This is a genomic window from Devosia sp. SL43 (genome assembly GCF_021729885.1).
GTDB lineage: Bacteria > Pseudomonadota > Alphaproteobacteria > Rhizobiales > Devosiaceae > Devosia.
Map to the genome: position 1 here is coordinate 943,405 of NZ_CP063401.1, position 15,250 is coordinate 958,654.

At 62.1% G+C, this 15,250-nt stretch carries 19 protein-coding genes; 17 read left to right on the forward strand and 2 right to left on the reverse strand.

Going from position 1 to position 15,250, the window contains the following annotated elements; genetic code table 11:
• Positions 1-2: 2 nt before the first annotated feature.
• Positions 3-335 carry a hypothetical protein gene (locus IM737_RS04670; RefSeq protein ID WP_236898709.1) on the reverse strand — a complete coding sequence of 111 codons (333 nt, stop codon included), beginning with the start codon at positions 333-335 and terminating at the stop codon, positions 3-5.
• A 100-nt stretch (positions 336-435) separates the two neighbouring features.
• A complete protein-coding gene (locus IM737_RS04675; RefSeq protein WP_236898711.1) occupies positions 436-759 on the reverse strand; it encodes a DUF1476 domain-containing protein in 324 nt (107 codons plus the stop codon).
• A 212-nt stretch (positions 760-971) separates the two neighbouring features.
• Between IM737_RS04675 and purC the strand changes: the two genes are divergently transcribed.
• The 17 genes from purC to IM737_RS04760 all read left to right on the forward strand — a co-directional run bounded on the left by purC (position 972) and on the right by IM737_RS04760 (position 15,135).
• A complete protein-coding gene (purC, locus tag IM737_RS04680; protein WP_236898713.1) occupies positions 972-1,736 on the forward strand; it encodes a phosphoribosylaminoimidazolesuccinocarboxamide synthase in 765 nt (254 codons plus the stop codon).
• 16 nt (positions 1,737-1,752) lie between these two features.
• Positions 1,753-2,004, forward strand: a complete 252-nt coding sequence (purS, locus tag IM737_RS04685) for a phosphoribosylformylglycinamidine synthase subunit PurS (protein ID WP_236898715.1) — start codon at positions 1,753-1,755, stop codon at positions 2,002-2,004.
• A 253-nt stretch (positions 2,005-2,257) separates the two neighbouring features.
• Entirely contained in the window at positions 2,258-2,725 is a 468-nt protein-coding gene (locus tag IM737_RS04690; RefSeq protein ID WP_236898717.1) for a GtrA family protein, read from the forward strand.
• The gene (locus IM737_RS04695) at positions 2,725-4,209 is read left to right on the forward strand and encodes an NAD(P)/FAD-dependent oxidoreductase (RefSeq protein WP_236898719.1); all 1,485 of its coding nucleotides are present in this window, start codon (positions 2,725-2,727) and stop codon (positions 4,207-4,209) included. Before IM737_RS04690 ends, IM737_RS04695 begins: the two co-directional genes overlap by 1 nt.
• Positions 4,163-5,566, forward strand: coding sequence for a hypothetical protein (locus tag IM737_RS04700; protein ID WP_236898720.1), 1,404 nt, complete (start codon positions 4,163-4,165; stop codon positions 5,564-5,566). Before IM737_RS04695 ends, IM737_RS04700 begins: the two co-directional genes overlap by 47 nt.
• A 115-nt stretch (positions 5,567-5,681) precedes the next feature.
• The gene (locus IM737_RS04705; RefSeq protein ID WP_236898722.1) at positions 5,682-6,755 is read left to right on the forward strand and encodes an acyltransferase family protein; all 1,074 of its coding nucleotides are present in this window, start codon (positions 5,682-5,684) and stop codon (positions 6,753-6,755) included.
• 115 nt (positions 6,756-6,870) lie between these two features.
• The gene (gene purQ / locus IM737_RS04710; RefSeq protein ID WP_236898724.1) at positions 6,871-7,539 is read left to right on the forward strand and encodes a phosphoribosylformylglycinamidine synthase subunit PurQ; all 669 of its coding nucleotides are present in this window, start codon (positions 6,871-6,873) and stop codon (positions 7,537-7,539) included.
• Position 7,540: 1 nt separating this feature from the next.
• On the forward strand, positions 7,541-8,197 hold the full coding sequence (locus IM737_RS04715; RefSeq protein WP_236898726.1) for a Pr6Pr family membrane protein: 657 nt from the start codon (positions 7,541-7,543) through the stop codon (positions 8,195-8,197).
• Entirely contained in the window at positions 8,190-8,792 is a 603-nt protein-coding gene (locus IM737_RS04720; RefSeq protein WP_236898728.1) for a DJ-1/PfpI family protein, read from the forward strand. The genes IM737_RS04715 and IM737_RS04720 overlap by 8 nt, the downstream gene beginning before the upstream one ends.
• Positions 8,792-11,011, forward strand: a complete 2,220-nt coding sequence (purL, locus tag IM737_RS04725; RefSeq protein ID WP_236898730.1) for a phosphoribosylformylglycinamidine synthase subunit PurL — start codon at positions 8,792-8,794, stop codon at positions 11,009-11,011. Before IM737_RS04720 ends, purL begins: the two co-directional genes overlap by 1 nt.
• 80 nt (positions 11,012-11,091) lie before the next feature.
• On the forward strand, positions 11,092-11,652 hold the full coding sequence (locus IM737_RS04730; RefSeq protein ID WP_236898732.1) for a hypothetical protein: 561 nt from the start codon (positions 11,092-11,094) through the stop codon (positions 11,650-11,652).
• Positions 11,653-11,739: 87 nt separating this feature from the next.
• Positions 11,740-11,973, forward strand: coding sequence for a BolA/IbaG family iron-sulfur metabolism protein (locus IM737_RS04735; protein WP_236898734.1), 234 nt, complete (start codon positions 11,740-11,742; stop codon positions 11,971-11,973).
• 5 nt (positions 11,974-11,978) lie between these two features.
• Positions 11,979-12,302 (forward strand): DUF6665 family protein, encoded by a 324-nt coding sequence (locus IM737_RS04740; RefSeq protein ID WP_236898736.1) that lies wholly within the window; start codon positions 11,979-11,981, stop codon positions 12,300-12,302.
• Positions 12,299-12,694 carry an HIT family protein gene (locus tag IM737_RS04745; protein ID WP_236898738.1) on the forward strand — a complete coding sequence of 132 codons (396 nt, stop codon included), beginning with the start codon at positions 12,299-12,301 and terminating at the stop codon, positions 12,692-12,694. Before IM737_RS04740 ends, IM737_RS04745 begins: the two co-directional genes overlap by 4 nt.
• The gene (locus IM737_RS04750; RefSeq protein ID WP_236898740.1) at positions 12,691-13,317 is read left to right on the forward strand and encodes an HAD family hydrolase; all 627 of its coding nucleotides are present in this window, start codon (positions 12,691-12,693) and stop codon (positions 13,315-13,317) included. Before IM737_RS04745 ends, IM737_RS04750 begins: the two co-directional genes overlap by 4 nt.
• Before the next feature lie 104 nt (positions 13,318-13,421).
• Positions 13,422-13,760 carry a Grx4 family monothiol glutaredoxin gene (grxD, locus tag IM737_RS04755; RefSeq protein ID WP_236898742.1) on the forward strand — a complete coding sequence of 113 codons (339 nt, stop codon included), beginning with the start codon at positions 13,422-13,424 and terminating at the stop codon, positions 13,758-13,760.
• 157 nt (positions 13,761-13,917) lie between these two features.
• On the forward strand, positions 13,918-15,135 hold the full coding sequence (locus IM737_RS04760; protein WP_236898744.1) for an MFS transporter: 1,218 nt from the start codon (positions 13,918-13,920) through the stop codon (positions 15,133-15,135).
• Positions 15,136-15,250: the final 115 nt, after the last annotated feature.

A 15,250-nucleotide genomic window follows, 5' to 3' on the forward strand; every position in this document is an offset into this window, starting at 1 on the left:
TGTCAGCACTCCACTCCACGCCACGCCATTGCCGCACGACGTGCGGCGCAGCTGCCGTTGACCTGCGCACCCTGCCCGCTCCAATCGAGCCGTCCGTCGCACTGCACACCGCCGCCGCTGACCGAATAGCTGCCACGCTGCCGCAGGCAGAATTCGAAACGGTATTTGCCATAGATGCGACTATTGCTGCGGTAGCGCCCGGAAACCAGCGCGCCACCGGGCAGGTCGGGCACGATCACCCGCGTTTCATTGCCCTGCGCATAGGCCGCACCGCCCATTAAGAGGCCGGACAACACAGCTACGATCAGACTGAAATATCGAACAAGCCCATGCATTTGCGCCTCCTCAAATGCCGGAATTATGAACCTGCCACATGACAAAGCAAAGGGGAGCCGACCACCCGGTCGACTCCCCTTCAAATCTCGGCAGGCGATATCAACCCTCGGCGGCGATCTGCTCGTTGGCGACCTGCACCAGCTGCAGCATCTTCTGACGAATCACGTCGTCGCCGATCGTCAAGCCCTTGGCCTTGAGATCGCCGGAAACCTTGCGGAACACATCCTCGTCGCCGGCTTCCTCGAAATCGGCGGCCACGACTTCAGATGCATAGGCCTTTGCGTCGTCGCCGGTCAGGCTCATCAACTCGGCGGCCCAGATGCCGAGCAGCTTGTTGCGGCGGGCTTCCGCCTTGAACTTCTTTTCGGCGTCGAAGGCATACTTGGCTTCCTGGCCCTTCTGACGATCCTCGAACTGGCTCATGCAACTCTCCCGCTTGGCTCTGACAATGCCGCCTCTCCGGCGCTTGCCCACCGACATAGGCGGTCCGGCTTGCCAAATCAATTCCTGCCGCTGCGCTGCGACCTTATGCACGGCCCGCAGGGCCACCAGACGCGAAAGAGCTTGCCTTTTTGCATGGTTGTGGCGCATGAAGCGGCCAAATTCACCCCTCCTACTCTCAGTCCGGATTCCCAATGAACCGTCGACGCAAAATCTACGAGGGCAAGGCCAAGATCCTTTTCGAAGGTCCTGAGCCGGGCACTCTGGTTCAGTATTTCAAGGACGACACCACCGCCGGCGACGGCGCGCGCCATGAAGTCATCGATGGCAAGGGCGTGCTGAACAACCGCATTTCGGAGTTCGTCTTTACCAAGCTCAACGGCCTGGGCATCCCGACTCACTTCATCCGCCGCATCAACATGCGCGAGCAGCTGATCAAGGAAGTGGAAATCATTCCGCTCGAGATCATCGTGCGCAATTTCGCCGCTGGCTCGCTGGTCAAGCGCCTGGGCCTCGAGCCCGGCACCCAGTTGCCCCGCTCGATCATCGAGTTCTGCTACAAGGACGATGCCCTACATGACCCCATGGTCAGCGAAGAGCATATCACCGCCTTCGGCTGGGCCACCCCGGCCGAGCTCGACGACATCATGAGCCTGGCCATCCGCGTCAACGACTTCCTGACTGGCCTGTTCATGGGCGTCGGCATCCAGCTCGTCGATTTCAAGATCGAATGCGGCCGTCTCTACGAAGGCGATCTGATGCGTATCGTGCTGGCCGACGAGATCAGCCCAGATAGCTGCCGCCTTTGGGATATCAAAACACGCAACAAGATGGACAAGGACCGCTTCCGCGAGAACCTTGGCGGCCTGATCGAGAATTATCGCGAGGTCGCCCAGCGTCTGGGCATTCTCGTCGAAACCGAAAACGCGCTGACCACCGGTCCGCGCCTTGTCCAGTAGTAGCCGGAGCATTTCGATGAAAGCGCGCGTCACGGTCACCCTCAAGACCGGCGTCCTGGATCCCCAGGGCCAGGCGATCGAAGGATCGCTCAAGGGCCTTGGCTTTCCCGATGTTGCACAAGTGCGACAGGGGAAGGTGTTCGATATCGTTCTCGACGAGAGCTTCGGAACCGATGAGGCCGGTGCTCGTTCGCAGTTGACCAGCATGTGTGAAAAGCTGCTGGCCAATACTGTGATCGAAAATTACGCGATCGAAATCTCAAATTAACGCCTGACAGCGATAATAGCTTTCGCGCCGACCATTGGCGCAGGACCATTTTGCCATGCTCAAAACCATCTCCCTTTCGGTTATGTTCGTCGCCACCCTCGGCCTGCTTTTCGCGGCCTACGCTTCGGTCCCGGTCTGACATAGCCCGTAGATTTCCGGTGTCCGCTCGACATCGAAAATGACCTTTTGTTAAGCCGCGCAGGCTAGATTCCCCTGAAAGAACAGTTCTTTCTCGAATCTCCCGGCGGCTTTCTTGCTTTCATTTGCGCGATACCTGCTGACCGCCGGCATAGCGACATGCGTTGATGTCGCCATCGTTCAGGGATTGTTGTTCCTGGACCTTCTGCACAATCCGCTTTTTCTCGCTCTGGCCATGACGGCTGGCGGCCTGGCCGGCGTGACCGTCAACTTTCTGCTGTCTCGCCGCTTCGTCTTCGCACCGGACACGCGCCCGGTACACCAGCAATTCCTGACCTTTGCCGTCGTTGCCTTTAGCGGCCTCGGCCTGCGCCTGCTGCTTGCCTATGCGTTTGTAGCCGTGTTCGCGCTGCCGGCCTTTGGCTGGCTGAGCGCCCTGCCCGTCCCGGCCGTTAGCGAGCGCGTCGCCCACCTCATCGCCGTCGTACTTGTGACGGCCTACTCATTCCTCGCCCACAAGCACATTTCGTTCGCGGGCGGCGTTTCCAATCGGCTACCCGGCCAAAGCACGGTGGTGCCCTGATGCATGTCGAAACCCTCATCATCGGCGCCGGCCCAGCGGGGCTGACCACAGCCTATGAGCTGGTCAAGGCGGGCCACAGCGTCGCCGTTGCCGAGCGTGACCCGGTCTATGTCGGGGGCATTTCCCGCACCGTGAACTACAAGGGCTACCGCTTCGATATCGGAGGCCATCGCTTCTTTTCCAAGAGCGCCGAGATCGAGGCATGGTGGACCGAGATCATGGGCGACGAGATGCTGCAGCGTCCCCGCTCCAGCCGCATCTACTATAACGGTAAGCTGTTCGATTATCCGCTGCGTGCGGGTGACGCGCTGGCCAAGCTCGGCCCGATCGAGGCCCTGCGCTGCGTCGCCTCTTATGGCTGGGCGCGTATCCGCCCCTATCGCAATGTCGTCAGCTTCGAGCAGTGGGTCGTCAACAATTTCGGTCGGCGCCTGTTCGAGATTTTCTTCAAGACCTACACCGAGAAGGTCTGGGGCATGGATTGCTCCGAGATTTCCGCCGACTGGGCTGCCCAGCGCATCAAGGGCCTCAATCTTTATCAGGCCATCGTTTCGAGCTTCGGCATCGGCAAGAAGCCCGTTGGCGGCGAAGGCATCATCAAGACGCTGATCAACAGCTTCCGCTATCCGCGCCTCGGACCGGGACAGATGTGGGAGCGTGCCCGCGACCGCATCGTCGAGCGTGGCGGCACCATGATGATGGGCTCGACCATCACGGCCATCACCCAGCATGCCGGCACTGGCAAGTGGGTCGCCATCGTCACCGATGCCAATGGCAAGGAGACCAAGGTCACCGCCGACCACGTGGTCTCCACCGCCGCCATCAACGAGTTGGTCCGCATGCTCGGTGCCGACATTGACCCGATGGTCCGCAAGGCAACCGAGGGCCTGCGCTATCGCGACTTCCTGATCATTGGCCTGATCATGCGCGGCAAGGAGAGCTTCGACGACAACTGGATCTACATCCACGATCCCAGCGTCAAGGTCGGTCGCATCCAGAATTTCAAATCGTGGTCGCCTGACATGGTGCCCGACCGGAGTACCGCTTGCTACGGAATGGAATACTTCTGCAATGCCGGCGACGACACCTGGGCAATGGCCGACGCCGACCTGATCGCACGCGCCAAGGCCGAGATCGCCAAGCTGGGCCTGGCTCGCGCCGAAGACATCATCGATGGATCGGTCGTACGCCAGCCAAAGGCCTATCCGGTCTATGACGACACCTACAAGCTCAACGTCGATACCATCACCGAAGGCCTCGAATCCCAGTTCACCAACCTGCACCTCGCCGGCCGCAACGGCATGCACAAGTACAACAATCAGGACCACGCCATGATGACCGGGCTCCTCACCGCCCGGAACATTATTGCCGGGCACAAGGCGCACGACGTCTGGACCGTCAACGAGGATGCCGAATACCACGAGGGCGGCTCGGCCGGTGACGACAAGATCGAAGAACGCCTTGTTCCCCGCCGCGTCGCCTGAAGCCGATCCGGCGTCGCCAGTCGTCAAGCGTGCCGCCATCGACGCAGCGCTCGCGTTGGTGCTGGTTCTGGCCTATGCCATTGCCGAGATCGCACTCTTCGCCAATCATGTGCCATGGCGAGATGAAGCACAGGGCTGGCTTGTCGCCATGGCACTGTCGGGGCCCTTGGACTTTCTGATCATCCCCGGTGGTGAGGGGCACCCGCCGCTCTGGTTCTGGATCCTGCGGGGTCTGGGTAGTGTTCTCAATTTCGACCAGGCACGCTACCTCACGCTCGGCGTGGCCATTCTCAATGGCTTGCTGTTCTGGCGGCTGCTCAATCGGCAGCCGCTCCTGCTGGCTGTCGCGCTATGCAGCAGCGTCATCCTGATGCAATGGGGCTATAGCTTCCGTCCATATTCCCTCGTCCTCACCACCATTCTGCTTGCCCTGCTGCTGGACCGGGCGGGGCATCGAGCGGCTGGAACATGGCTCCTCGCCTTCGGCTGTGGTTTCCACTTCTTTGCCGGTTTTCCGTTTGCCCTTTGGCTCCTGGTCCAATGGCAGCGTGGCACCCGCGTATCCAGGCTGACAGGCCCGTCGATCCTCGCCCTGTTCTTTGCCGCCAGCGCCATCATTTCCGGCATGGGCAATCCAGCCTCTGGGATCAATGTCGGCAATGTCTTGCCGGGCACCCTCAACGGCCTGTCATGGTGGATGCCCGGAATGGAATACCGCCACCCCGTTGCCGGCATCGGATACCTGGTGCTGCTGGCCTTTGGCCTTTGGCGCTCACCGTTCATCCTGGCTGTCCTGCTTGCGCTGACCTTGCTCTTCGCAGCCGCCACGGCCCTTATCTATGGTGAGTTCCTCTGGCACGCCGCCTTTATGATGCTCATGGCCTTCATGGCATTTGTCATGGCAGGCGAGCGGGCACGTATCTGGGTCTTGGCCGTGCTGATGGCGCCGCAGGCGCTGTTGGGCATTGCCAATGCAAAGATTGCGCTGACAACGCACATGAATGGCGACATAGACATCTACAACATCGTCCAGGCGGACGCGGGCATGGATACCATACCGCAGCAGCAATTGGTGGGTTGGCCCGACTACATGGTTCAATCGGCAGCGACCCAGCTCGACTTCACCTACCGCAGCGGCAACAACGGGATGATCATGGGCCCGGTCGACTGGCGGACCCGCGAGCGCTGGATGATCGATCCCGGCCTGGCCTCGTTGCCAACGCCGTACTGGCTTGTCTGCAAGGATTGCGCCACGCTCATCGACTTCATCTCCTCCGCCGGTCTCAAGCCGACCAATATCGGCACTGCACTCAACTACAGCGACGGACGCATCTACGCCTACCGCATCGATCGCTAGACTTTAGCTAAATGCTTACCAGTTAAGCACTTCTCTTAAGCCTGCCACCAACTCGTTACCCGCAAACCAGCCAGTTGCGGCTATTGTGCTGCGCACAGGTTGCGGAGTGCGGAAAATGGCGGCGGATAGCAGGCGGCTCGATTGGGTGGATATGGCCAAGGGCATTTCCATCTTCCTCGTAGTGATGATGTATGCGGCCTCCAGTGTTGGCGAAGATACCGGCGGCGTGGGCGTATTGCATTGGGCCATCGCCTTCGCCACCCCGTTCCGTATGCCGGAATTCTTCCTGATTTCCGGCCTCTTCCTGTCGCAAGTCATCGACCGGCCCTGGCGCGCCTTTGCCGACCGCCGCGTCGTGCACTACCTCTATTTCTACGCCCTCTGGGCGGTGATCCACATCATCTTCAAGGTCGGCTTGCTCGCCGCCAACCCTGTCGGTGCCATCGAACAGCTCGCCTGGGCCGTCATTGAACCTTATGGCGTGCTCTGGTTCATCTACATGCTGGCCGTGGTCAGCGCCGTGACTAAGCTGCTGCACAGCCTGCGCGCGCCGGTCTGGGGCGTGTTTGCCATCGCCGCGATCCTGCAGATGGCATCGGTCCATACCGGCAGCTACCTGGTCGATCAGTTCTGCGCCTACTTCGTCTATTTCTATGCCGGCTACGTGCTGGCTCCCCAGCTGTTCCGCCTGGCCGACTGGGCCAGCTACAATGTCGGTCTCGCTTTGGCTGGCCTGGTCGCCTGGGCCCTGGCAAACGCCGCGCTCGTCTTCCTGGGCGGCTTCCAGATGGACCCGATCCACCCGGTCCCGGGCTTTGCCAGCCTGCCGGGAATCCACCTGATCCTCGCTTTGATCGGCACCGCGGCGCTCTGTGTCATCGCCGCCTTGCTGACCCGCCTGCCCTGGATGAACTGGCTGCGCTGGATGGGTAGCAAGTCGCTGGTCGTCTACGTCGCCTTCGTGCTGCCCATGGGCATCGCGCGCATGGTGCTGATCAAACTGGGTATCGACGAACCGACCGTCTTGAGCCTGCTGACCATGGCCGTTGCCATAGTCTCGCCGCTGGTCCTCTACTGGATCGTAGAGCGCACCGGTTTAGGGAAATTCCTCTTCGAGCGCCCCGCCTGGGCCCACCTGCCCGGCACCAGCAAGCCGCGCAGCGACGCCGTTGCCGCCCCGGCCGAATAAGCAGCGCCTAGGCTCTGCATCGCAAGGGGCCGGGATATCCAATCTCGGCCCTTGCCTTTTCTGCCAAGACTCACCAAAAGGGCCTCGCAACTCCTGACATAGCGAGGACCAGCCGATGAAATCCGCCGTCATCGTCTTCCCCGGACTCAATCGCGACCGTGACATGATCGCGGCGCTCACCAAGATTTCCGGCACCGCCCCCGCGACGGTCTGGCATCAGGACGCCGACCTGCCCGATGTCGACCTCATCGTCATCCCCGGCGGCTTTTCCTACGGCGACTATCTCCGCTGCGGCGCCATCGCCGCCCGCTCGCCCATCATGGATCGCGTCCGGGAACGTGCCGCCAAGGGCGTCAAGGTGCTCGGCGTCTGCAACGGCTTCCAGATCCTGCTCGAGGCTGGTCTGCTGCCCGGCGCGCTGATGCGCAACAACTCGCTCAAATTCGTCTGCCGCGAGGTCAAGCTCGAAGTCGTCAATGCCGATACCGCGTTCACTCGTGGATATTCGCAGGGTCAGGTTTTCCGCTGCCCAGTTGCGCATCATGATGGCAACTATTTTGCCGATAGTGAGACACTGGATCGACTGGAAGGGGATGGCCGCGTCGCCTTCCGCTACGCCGAAGGCACCAATCCCAACGGCTCGATCAACGACATCGCCGGCATCTTCAATGCCGAGAAAAACGTCCTCGGCCTGATGCCGCATCCGGAAAACCTGATCGAGGCCGCGCATGGCGGTGACGATGGCAGGGCCCTGTTCTCCGGCCTGCTGAACCAGGCTGCCTGAGATGAGCGCGCGGGGCCCGGTCAACCCGCGAAACCTGTTGACCTGGCTCGGCCTGATCGCCGGAGCCGGTGGCCTCATCCTGCAATTCGTCATCAGCATGCAGGCCTACCTCGCCGCCGGCCGCGACATTCCCGGCGCACTCGGCACGTTCTTCGCCTACTACACCATCCTCACCAACTGCATCCTGGTGCTGGTCTATCTGTCTGAAGTGACTCGCTTTACCTGGCTCGACCTGTTCCGCACCCCCGTCTTTCGCGGCATGATGGCAGCCTGCATTGCCCTGGTCGGCATCTACGTCTTCCTGGTGCTGCGCCACCTGTCGGTGCTGACAGGGCTGTTCCAGGTCGCCGACACGATCCTGCACTACCTCTGCCCCATCCTCTACCTGCTGTGGTGGGCGGCCCAACCGCATGGCAAGCTGCGCTGGGCCAACCTGCCCGTGATGCTGGCACCGACGCTGATCTACTTCGTCTACGCCATGGTCCGTGGCGCCTGGGTCCAGGAATACCCCTACCCCTTCATGAACGCGATCAAGCTCGGTTACGGCGCAGTTCTGCTGGGTGCCGTGCAGATGTCCATTGCGCTCGCTGTCCTCTCGGCCACCGTCATCGCGCTCGACCACGTCCTCAGTCGCAACTGGAACCTCATCCATGACTGAGCACCGCCTCACCGCAGCCATCCTGATTTTCCCCGATGTCGAGGAACTCGACTTCGTCGGCCCATGGGAAGTCTTCACCATGGCGAAGGCTGGCGGCGCCCCGCTCGATGTCTTTACCGTCGGCTGGCCCGATACCAACATCACCTGCGCCAAGGGCCTCAAGGTCACCGCCGACTACGCCTTCGCCGACGCACCCCATGCCGACATCGTGCTGCTCCCGGGCGGCCGCGGCACCCGCCCGCTGGCCCAGGACGATGCTTTTAACAACGCGATCCGCAGCTACCTAGCAGCCGCGACCTGGCAAACCTCGGTCTGCACTGGCGCGGCACTGCTCGCTCGTGCCGGCTTCCTCGAGGGCCGTCAGGCCACCACCAATCGCGGTGCGCTCGATTTCTTACGCGCCCATGCCCCGCACACTTACATTCTCGACAAGCGCTACGTGCGCGATGGCAACGTCATTACCAGCGCCGGCGTCTCCGCTGGCATCGATATGGCGCTGTGGCTCGTCGGCCATCTGTTCGGCGAAGACACTGCGCGCTCGACCCAATCCCACATGGAATATTTTCCAGAGCCTCCCTACGGAAACGCTTCTTGATGATCCCCAACGATATCGAAATCACCCCGCAGCTCGTCGCCGACCATGGCCTCAAGCCCGACGAGTACCAGAAGATTCTCGATCTGATCGGCCGTGCGCCGACCTATACCGAGCTCGGCATCTTCTCTGCGATGTGGAATGAGCACTGCTCGTACAAATCATCCAAGAAGTGGCTCAAGACGCTGCCGACCACGGGTCCGCGCGTCATCCAGGGCCCCGGCGAGAATGCTGGCGTCGTCGATATCGGCGACGGGCAGGCCATCGTCTTCAAGATGGAATCGCATAACCACCCCAGCTTCATCGAGCCCTACCAGGGCGCCGGCACCGGCATGGGCGGCATCCTGCGCGACGTCTTCACCATGGGTGCGCGTCCCGTCGCCGCCATGAACGCCCTGCGCTTCGGCGCGCCGGGCCATGAGAAGACCCGCCACCTCGTCTCCGGTGTCGTCGCCGGCATCGGCGGCTACGGCAATGCATTCGGCGTGCCTACCGTGGGCGGCGAGGTCGAGTTCGACGAGCGCTACAACGGCAATATCCTGGTCAACGCCTTTGCGGCGGGCCTCGCCGATACCGACAAGATTTTCTATTCCAAGGCCGAAGGCGTGGGCCTGCCCGTGGTCTATCTCGGTGCCAAGACCGGACGCGACGGCGTCGGCGGCGCCACCATGGCCTCGGCCGAATTCGGCGACGATATCGACGAGAAGCGCCCGACCGTGCAGGTCGGCGATCCCTTCACCGAAAAGCGCCTGCTCGAAGCGTGCCTCGAACTGATGGCCACCGGCGCGGTGATCGCCATCCAGGACATGGGTGCGGCTGGGCTCACCTGCTCGGCCGTCGAAATGGGCGCCAAGGGCGATCTCGGTATCGAGCTGAACCTCGATATGGTGCCGGTGCGCGAGACGCACATGACGCCCTATGAGATGATGCTGTCGGAATCCCAGGAGCGCATGCTCATGGTGCTGCACCCGGAAAAGGAAGCCGAGGCCCGCGCGGTTTTTGTCAAGTGGGAGCTCGATTTTGCTACCGTCGGCAAGACCACCGACGATCTGCGCTTCCGCGTGCTGTGGCAGGGCGACGAAGTCGCCAACCTGCCGATCAAGGAACTCGGTGACGAAGCTCCGGAATACGATCGTCCTTGGACGCCGTCCGTTCCCGCCCCGGCGCTGGCCGCCGACGACATCCCGCAGATGGATGTCGCCGACGCGCTGCTCAAGCTGATGGGTAGCCATCAGGTCGCCTCGCGCCGCTGGGTCTATGAGCAATATGACACGCTGATCCAGGGCAATTCCCTGCAGCGTCCCGGCGGCGATGCCGGCGTTATCCGCGTCGAGGGCCATCCCACCAAGGGCCTGGCCTTCACCTCCGACGTCAATCCGCGCTATTGCGAGGCCGACCCCTATGAGGGCGGCAAGCAGGCCGTTGCCGAAGCGTGGCGTAACCTGACGGCTACGGGTGCAGAACCCCTCGCCGCCACCGACAACCTGAACTTCGGCAACCCCGAACGTCCCGAAATCATGAGCCAGCTCGTCCATGCCATCAAGGGCATTGGCGAAGCCTGCCTGGCGCTGGATTTCCCAATCGTCTCGGGCAACGTCTCGCTCTACAACGAAACCAATGGCCGCGGCATCTTGCCGACCCCGACCATTGGTGGCGTCGGCCTCCTCCCCGATTGGAGCCAGATGGCCCGCATCGCCTTTGCCGCACCGGGCCAGTGCATCATCCTGGTCGGCGCGCCGCTCACCTGGGGTACACATCTCGGCCAGTCGATCTATCTTCGCGACCTGCACAATCGCCGTGATGGTTCCGCCCCACCGGTCGATCTGGCGCATGAGCGCAAGGTCGGCGATTTCGTCCGCAAGCTGATCCGCTCCGGCGTCGCCACTTCAGCCCATGACCTGTCCGATGGCGGCCTCGCTGTCGGCCTGGCCGAAATGGCTGTTGCGTCCGGTATCGGCGCCAAGGTCAACCAGGTCGATGGCCAGGATCCGATCCTGACCTTCTTCGGCGAAGACCAGGGCCGCTACCTGATCACCATCGAGGAAAAGAACCTCGATGCGCTGCTGGCCGAGGCCGAAAGCCTGGGCATTTATGCCCCGTGGTTCGGCAATACCGGCGGCGATACGCTGCAATTGGGCAATGCCCACCCTGTTCCGGTTGCCGCCCTCAAGGCCGCGCATGAAGGCTGGTTCCCCAGCTACATGGATGAGGTGGCTGCTTAATCGCTGCTCCTGCCTTATGATCGCCGCTCTTTGGAGTGTTCTGGCTCCACGGGAGCGGCGTCATATCTCTGGAGACTACGATGAACCTTCGTCCGGCCCTTGGCGGCTTTCTCGCCCTGTCGCTCAGCCTCCTGCCGGTAGCGGCTCATGCCCAGGCGCTCGCCAATAGCGGCTCGCCGCTTCCCGACCAGCCCTATACGCTGTTCTATCCCGATGTGATGGTCACCAGCGGTGAAATAGGCGGCCCGCTTACCATCAACCACCCCACCCTGCCGCTCCAGTGTGTGCTAACTGTCGTTCCCGTGGAAGATACCGGTTGGACCGCCGAAGGTGCGTTGGCCGCGCTCGACGTCCAAACTGTTGCCGCAGGCTGGACCGAAAGCCTTCCCGGTTTCACCGTGCTGGAAAGCAAGGTCACATCGTACCAGAGCGATCAGGCCCTGCAGTATTTGGGCACCAGCCAGGGTGAGACCGGCACCACGGTCACGCTCGTGCACACAGAGACCGTCAGCGGCGGCAACGGCTACACGCTGGATTGCTTCTACGCGACCGAAGCGGCCAATGAGGCGGGCCCCATCGCTGACAATATCATCGCCAACTTCTCGACCCGGCAGGATGCGCAACCCGTCGTGACGCCCTGAGCGGTTCTGTCCGATATTGAAGGCACCCCACCCCCATGCCATATCATGGGGACCGGCACTTGGCCGGCAGCAGCAAGGAGTCGCGTCATGCCCATGGATAGCAGCGAAATCGAACGCCGCATCAAGGCGGCCCTCCCCGATGCCGATATTGACATCCGCGACCTCGCCGGTGACGGCGACCACTGGGCCGCGACGGTGAAGTCCGAGCAGTTCCGCGGCAAGACCCGCGTGCAGCAGCACAAGCTGGTCTATGAAGCCTTGCAGGGCGATATGGGTGGAGCGCTGCACGCTTTGGCGTTGCAGACCGTCGTCCCGGACTGATCTCCTTGTCCCTCCGCGACTCGCTCGATCTCATCCGCACCGTTCGCCCCGACGCGGGCACGGCGGCCATCGAGCATGAAATCCTGGCTGAGCGCGCATCCTCGCTGGGCGCTGCCGAACAGCGGGTCGTCAAGGCCATCGCCGCCCTGGCAGCCGCGGTCGACAATCGCGAAGCGCCGCTTGCCGAGGCCCGGCAGGTCGTGTGGCAATACTTCGTCCAGCGCGAGCTTGTCGGTTTCCGCCGCCACAATGATGTGATTCAGGAGCTGAACATCCCCCGCGAAGTGCTTGCCGGGCTTGGCGCAATGCCAATGAGCCCGAAGCGATGAACACAGCTCAACCAGCCTGTCGCTTCTGTCTCGACAACCAGTTGCTGGTCGATCAGCCCATCTTCGTGACGGACGATTTCTACATGCTCGGCAGCATCGACCCTATGCTCCCTGTCGCGGGCATGATCATCCCCCGACGCCACAGCGAGAGCCCCTTCGACATGACTGCGGAAGAATGGGCAGGTTTCGCCGATGCTCTCAGCCGTGCGAAAGCGCATTTCGCCGACCACAGGCCGGATGGCTTTACGCTGGGCTGGAATGTGGGCGCGGTCGCCGCGCAGCATGTGTTTCACACCCACTGCCACATCATCCCCCGCTTCAAAGGCGAACCCAATGAAGGGGTGGGCATCCGCCGCGTCCTGCGCACAGCGGCCTGGCCGGTGGACGCATGACCCGCGCGGTGTTCTTCGACGTCGATGGTGTGCTGGTGCATGGCTATCACGCCCGCCCGGAACTGACCCGACGCTGGAACGAGAACCTGCTTGATGACCTCGGGGTCGACCCCGACCGCTTCAACAATGAATTCATCTTCGACGTCTTCATCAAGAAGGTGGTTGTCGGTGAAATGGCCATTATCGACGCGCTGGAACGCCGCCTGCCAGGCCTGGGCTACAAGGGTTCGCCCATGGTGTTCCTGCACTACTGGCTGAGCCACGACTCGACACTGAATGCCGGCCTGCTCGACGTCGTGCGGCAACTCAAGACCCGGTCCGACCTCAAGCTCTACATCGCCACCAACCAAGATCACACCCGGGCCCAGTGGCTCTGGCAGACGCTTGGCCTGGGCCAGTTGTTCGAGGACATTTTCTACTCGGCACGCGCCGGCATCCGTAAGCCTGAGAAGGGCTTCTTCGATTTCATCGAACAGCGGATCGGACCGCAAACGGAGCCGCCGCTATTCTTTGACGATACACCCAAGGTCATCGACGGGGCCCGCAAGCATGGCTGGGAGGCCGTGCAGTTCGACACGATCGAGGACTGCACCAGCCACCCCTGGATCGCCGAGCGATTGTGATCTTTGCATCGGTCTTTGCCGATGCTTGGCCTCGACATCGCCGAAGCCATGACCTATTTATGGGCAACAGCGTCCGCCTTCCCCGGACTCAAGCGAGATTTCCCATGACCGACATCAATGATTTCATCGACGACAAGGTGAAGACCAACGACGTGTTCCTGTTCATGAAGGGCTCGCCGGATTTCCCGCAATGCGGCTTTTCCGGTCAGGTCGTTCAGATCCTGAACTATCTCGGCGTCGACTATGGCAGCGCCAATGTGCTCGAAAGCGCCGAGCTGCGCGACGGTATCAAGGCCTATACCAACTGGCCGACCATTCCCCAGCTCTACATCAAGGGTGAGTTTGTCGGCGGCGCCGATATCGTCCGCGAAATGTTCCAGGCCGGCGAGCTGCAGAGCCATCTCGAAGGCGCCGGTATCGCGGTCGCCAAGCAGTCGGCCTAAACCGCAGTTGGTGCCATAGCTAATTTATCGACGCCGGGCCCGCGCCCGGCGTTGTTGTTTGCTCATCACCAGCCTTGATAGCGCTCATTCCGCTTTGTTGCTTGCGTGATTGTCGCAGGCGTAGAACCATGAGGCATTCCTCATGGACTCGCCCGTCATGAACGCCACTACCCTTCGCCCTGCCGTTCCCCTGCTCGTCCTGATCGTCGCCGGCTGCATCATCGCCGCGATCGGTAACGGCGTGCGGACCAGTTTCGGGCTGTTCACCCTGCCCATGACGGCGGATCTCGGCCTCACCCGCGAGCAGTGGGGTATGGCCATGGCCATCCAGAACCTGGCCTGGGGCATCGCTCAGCCCTTCGCTGGCGCCTTCGCCGATCGTGTCGGTACCGGGCGGACGGTTGCCGCGGGTGCTGCGCTCTATGCGTTGGGCGTACTTGGCATGGCATTCTCGCCCGACGCCGGGCTCATGACCCTCACGGCTGGCATCATCACCGGCGTCGGTATCGCGGTTTGCTCGTTCTCCGTCGTTATGGCCGCCTTCGGTCGCAACGTGCCGGCCGAAAAGCGCTCGCTAATCTTCGGCGTCGCCACCGCCGCCTCATCCTTTGGCCAGTTCGCCTTCGCCCCGATCAGCCAGGGCTTCATCAATGCCTTTGGTTGGCAATCGGCCTTGCTCTATCTCGCCATGGCCTTGCTGTTGATCATCCCGCTGAGCTACGCATTGCGCGGCCGCACGGAGAACCCAGTCGGCCACGCTGACCTGCCGTTCATGGAAGCTCTCGCTAAGGCCTGGGGTCACGGCTCCTATCGCCTCTTGGTCATCGGCTTCTTTGTCTGCGGTTTCCACCTGGCCTTCATCAACGTCCACATGCCCGCCTACCTAGTGCAATGCGGTCTCTCGCCCGAAGTCGGCTCGTGGACCATCGCCGTCATCGGGCTGTTCAACATCGTCGGTTCGCTGCTGGCCGGCTATCTCGGCGGTCGGTTGCCCAAGCAATTGCTGCTGGCAACGATCTACTTCCTCCGCGCTGTGGCCATCGGCGCCTTCCTGCTGATCCCGGTCAGCGAGGTCACCGCCTATGCCTTTGCTGCAGCCATGGGACTGCTCTGGCTCTCAACCGTGCCGCTGACGGCGGGATTGGTCAGCCTGTTCTTCGGCGCGCGCTATATGGGCATGCTCTATGGCGTGGCCTTCTTCAGCCACCAGGTCGGCTCCTTCGTCGGCGTCTGGCTGGGCGGCTTCGTCTACGACCAGACCGGCTCCTACAGCCTGGTCTGGTATCTTGGCATCATCCTGGGCCTCGGTTCGGCGGCCATGCATATCCCGATCAACGAGCGCAGCGTGCCCAACTTCTCGCTGAAAACGGCCTGACAGGACCGATCGGCCGGAACCATCGTTTCCTGCCGATCAAGCCTTGCCAAAGCCGGCTCATGGGTTCATGGTCCGCGCCATATTTGCGGCGCCGGCCTCCTCTCGGCGCATTTCC

Bases quoted from the DNA above. Each gene is read 5' to 3' on its own strand.
- IM737_RS04670 (WP_236898709.1), bottom strand. From the start codon at position 335: ATGCATGGGCTTGTTCGATATTTCAGTCTGATCGTAGCTGTGTTGTCC.
- IM737_RS04675 (WP_236898711.1), bottom strand. From the start codon at position 759: ATGAGCCAGTTCGAGGATCGTCAGAAGGGCCAGGAAGCCAAGTATGCC.
- purC (WP_236898713.1), top strand. From the start codon at position 972: ATGAACCGTCGACGCAAAATCTACGAGGGCAAGGCCAAGATCCTTTTC.
- purS (WP_236898715.1), top strand. From the start codon at position 1,753: ATGAAAGCGCGCGTCACGGTCACCCTCAAGACCGGCGTCCTGGATCCC.
- IM737_RS04695 (WP_236898719.1), top strand. From the start codon at position 2,725: ATGCATGTCGAAACCCTCATCATCGGCGCCGGCCCAGCGGGGCTGACC.
- IM737_RS04705 (WP_236898722.1), top strand. From the start codon at position 5,682: ATGGCGGCGGATAGCAGGCGGCTCGATTGGGTGGATATGGCCAAGGGC.
- purQ (WP_236898724.1), top strand. From the start codon at position 6,871: ATGAAATCCGCCGTCATCGTCTTCCCCGGACTCAATCGCGACCGTGAC.
- IM737_RS04715 (WP_236898726.1), top strand. From the start codon at position 7,541: ATGAGCGCGCGGGGCCCGGTCAACCCGCGAAACCTGTTGACCTGGCTC.
- IM737_RS04720 (WP_236898728.1), top strand. From the start codon at position 8,190: ATGACTGAGCACCGCCTCACCGCAGCCATCCTGATTTTCCCCGATGTC.
- purL (WP_236898730.1), top strand. From the start codon at position 8,792: ATGATCCCCAACGATATCGAAATCACCCCGCAGCTCGTCGCCGACCAT.
- IM737_RS04730 (WP_236898732.1), top strand. From the start codon at position 11,092: ATGAACCTTCGTCCGGCCCTTGGCGGCTTTCTCGCCCTGTCGCTCAGC.
- IM737_RS04735 (WP_236898734.1), top strand. From the start codon at position 11,740: ATGCCCATGGATAGCAGCGAAATCGAACGCCGCATCAAGGCGGCCCTC.
- IM737_RS04745 (WP_236898738.1), top strand. From the start codon at position 12,299: ATGAACACAGCTCAACCAGCCTGTCGCTTCTGTCTCGACAACCAGTTG.
- IM737_RS04750 (WP_236898740.1), top strand. From the start codon at position 12,691: ATGACCCGCGCGGTGTTCTTCGACGTCGATGGTGTGCTGGTGCATGGC.
- grxD (WP_236898742.1), top strand. From the start codon at position 13,422: ATGACCGACATCAATGATTTCATCGACGACAAGGTGAAGACCAACGAC.
- IM737_RS04760 (WP_236898744.1), top strand. From the start codon at position 13,918: ATGAACGCCACTACCCTTCGCCCTGCCGTTCCCCTGCTCGTCCTGATC.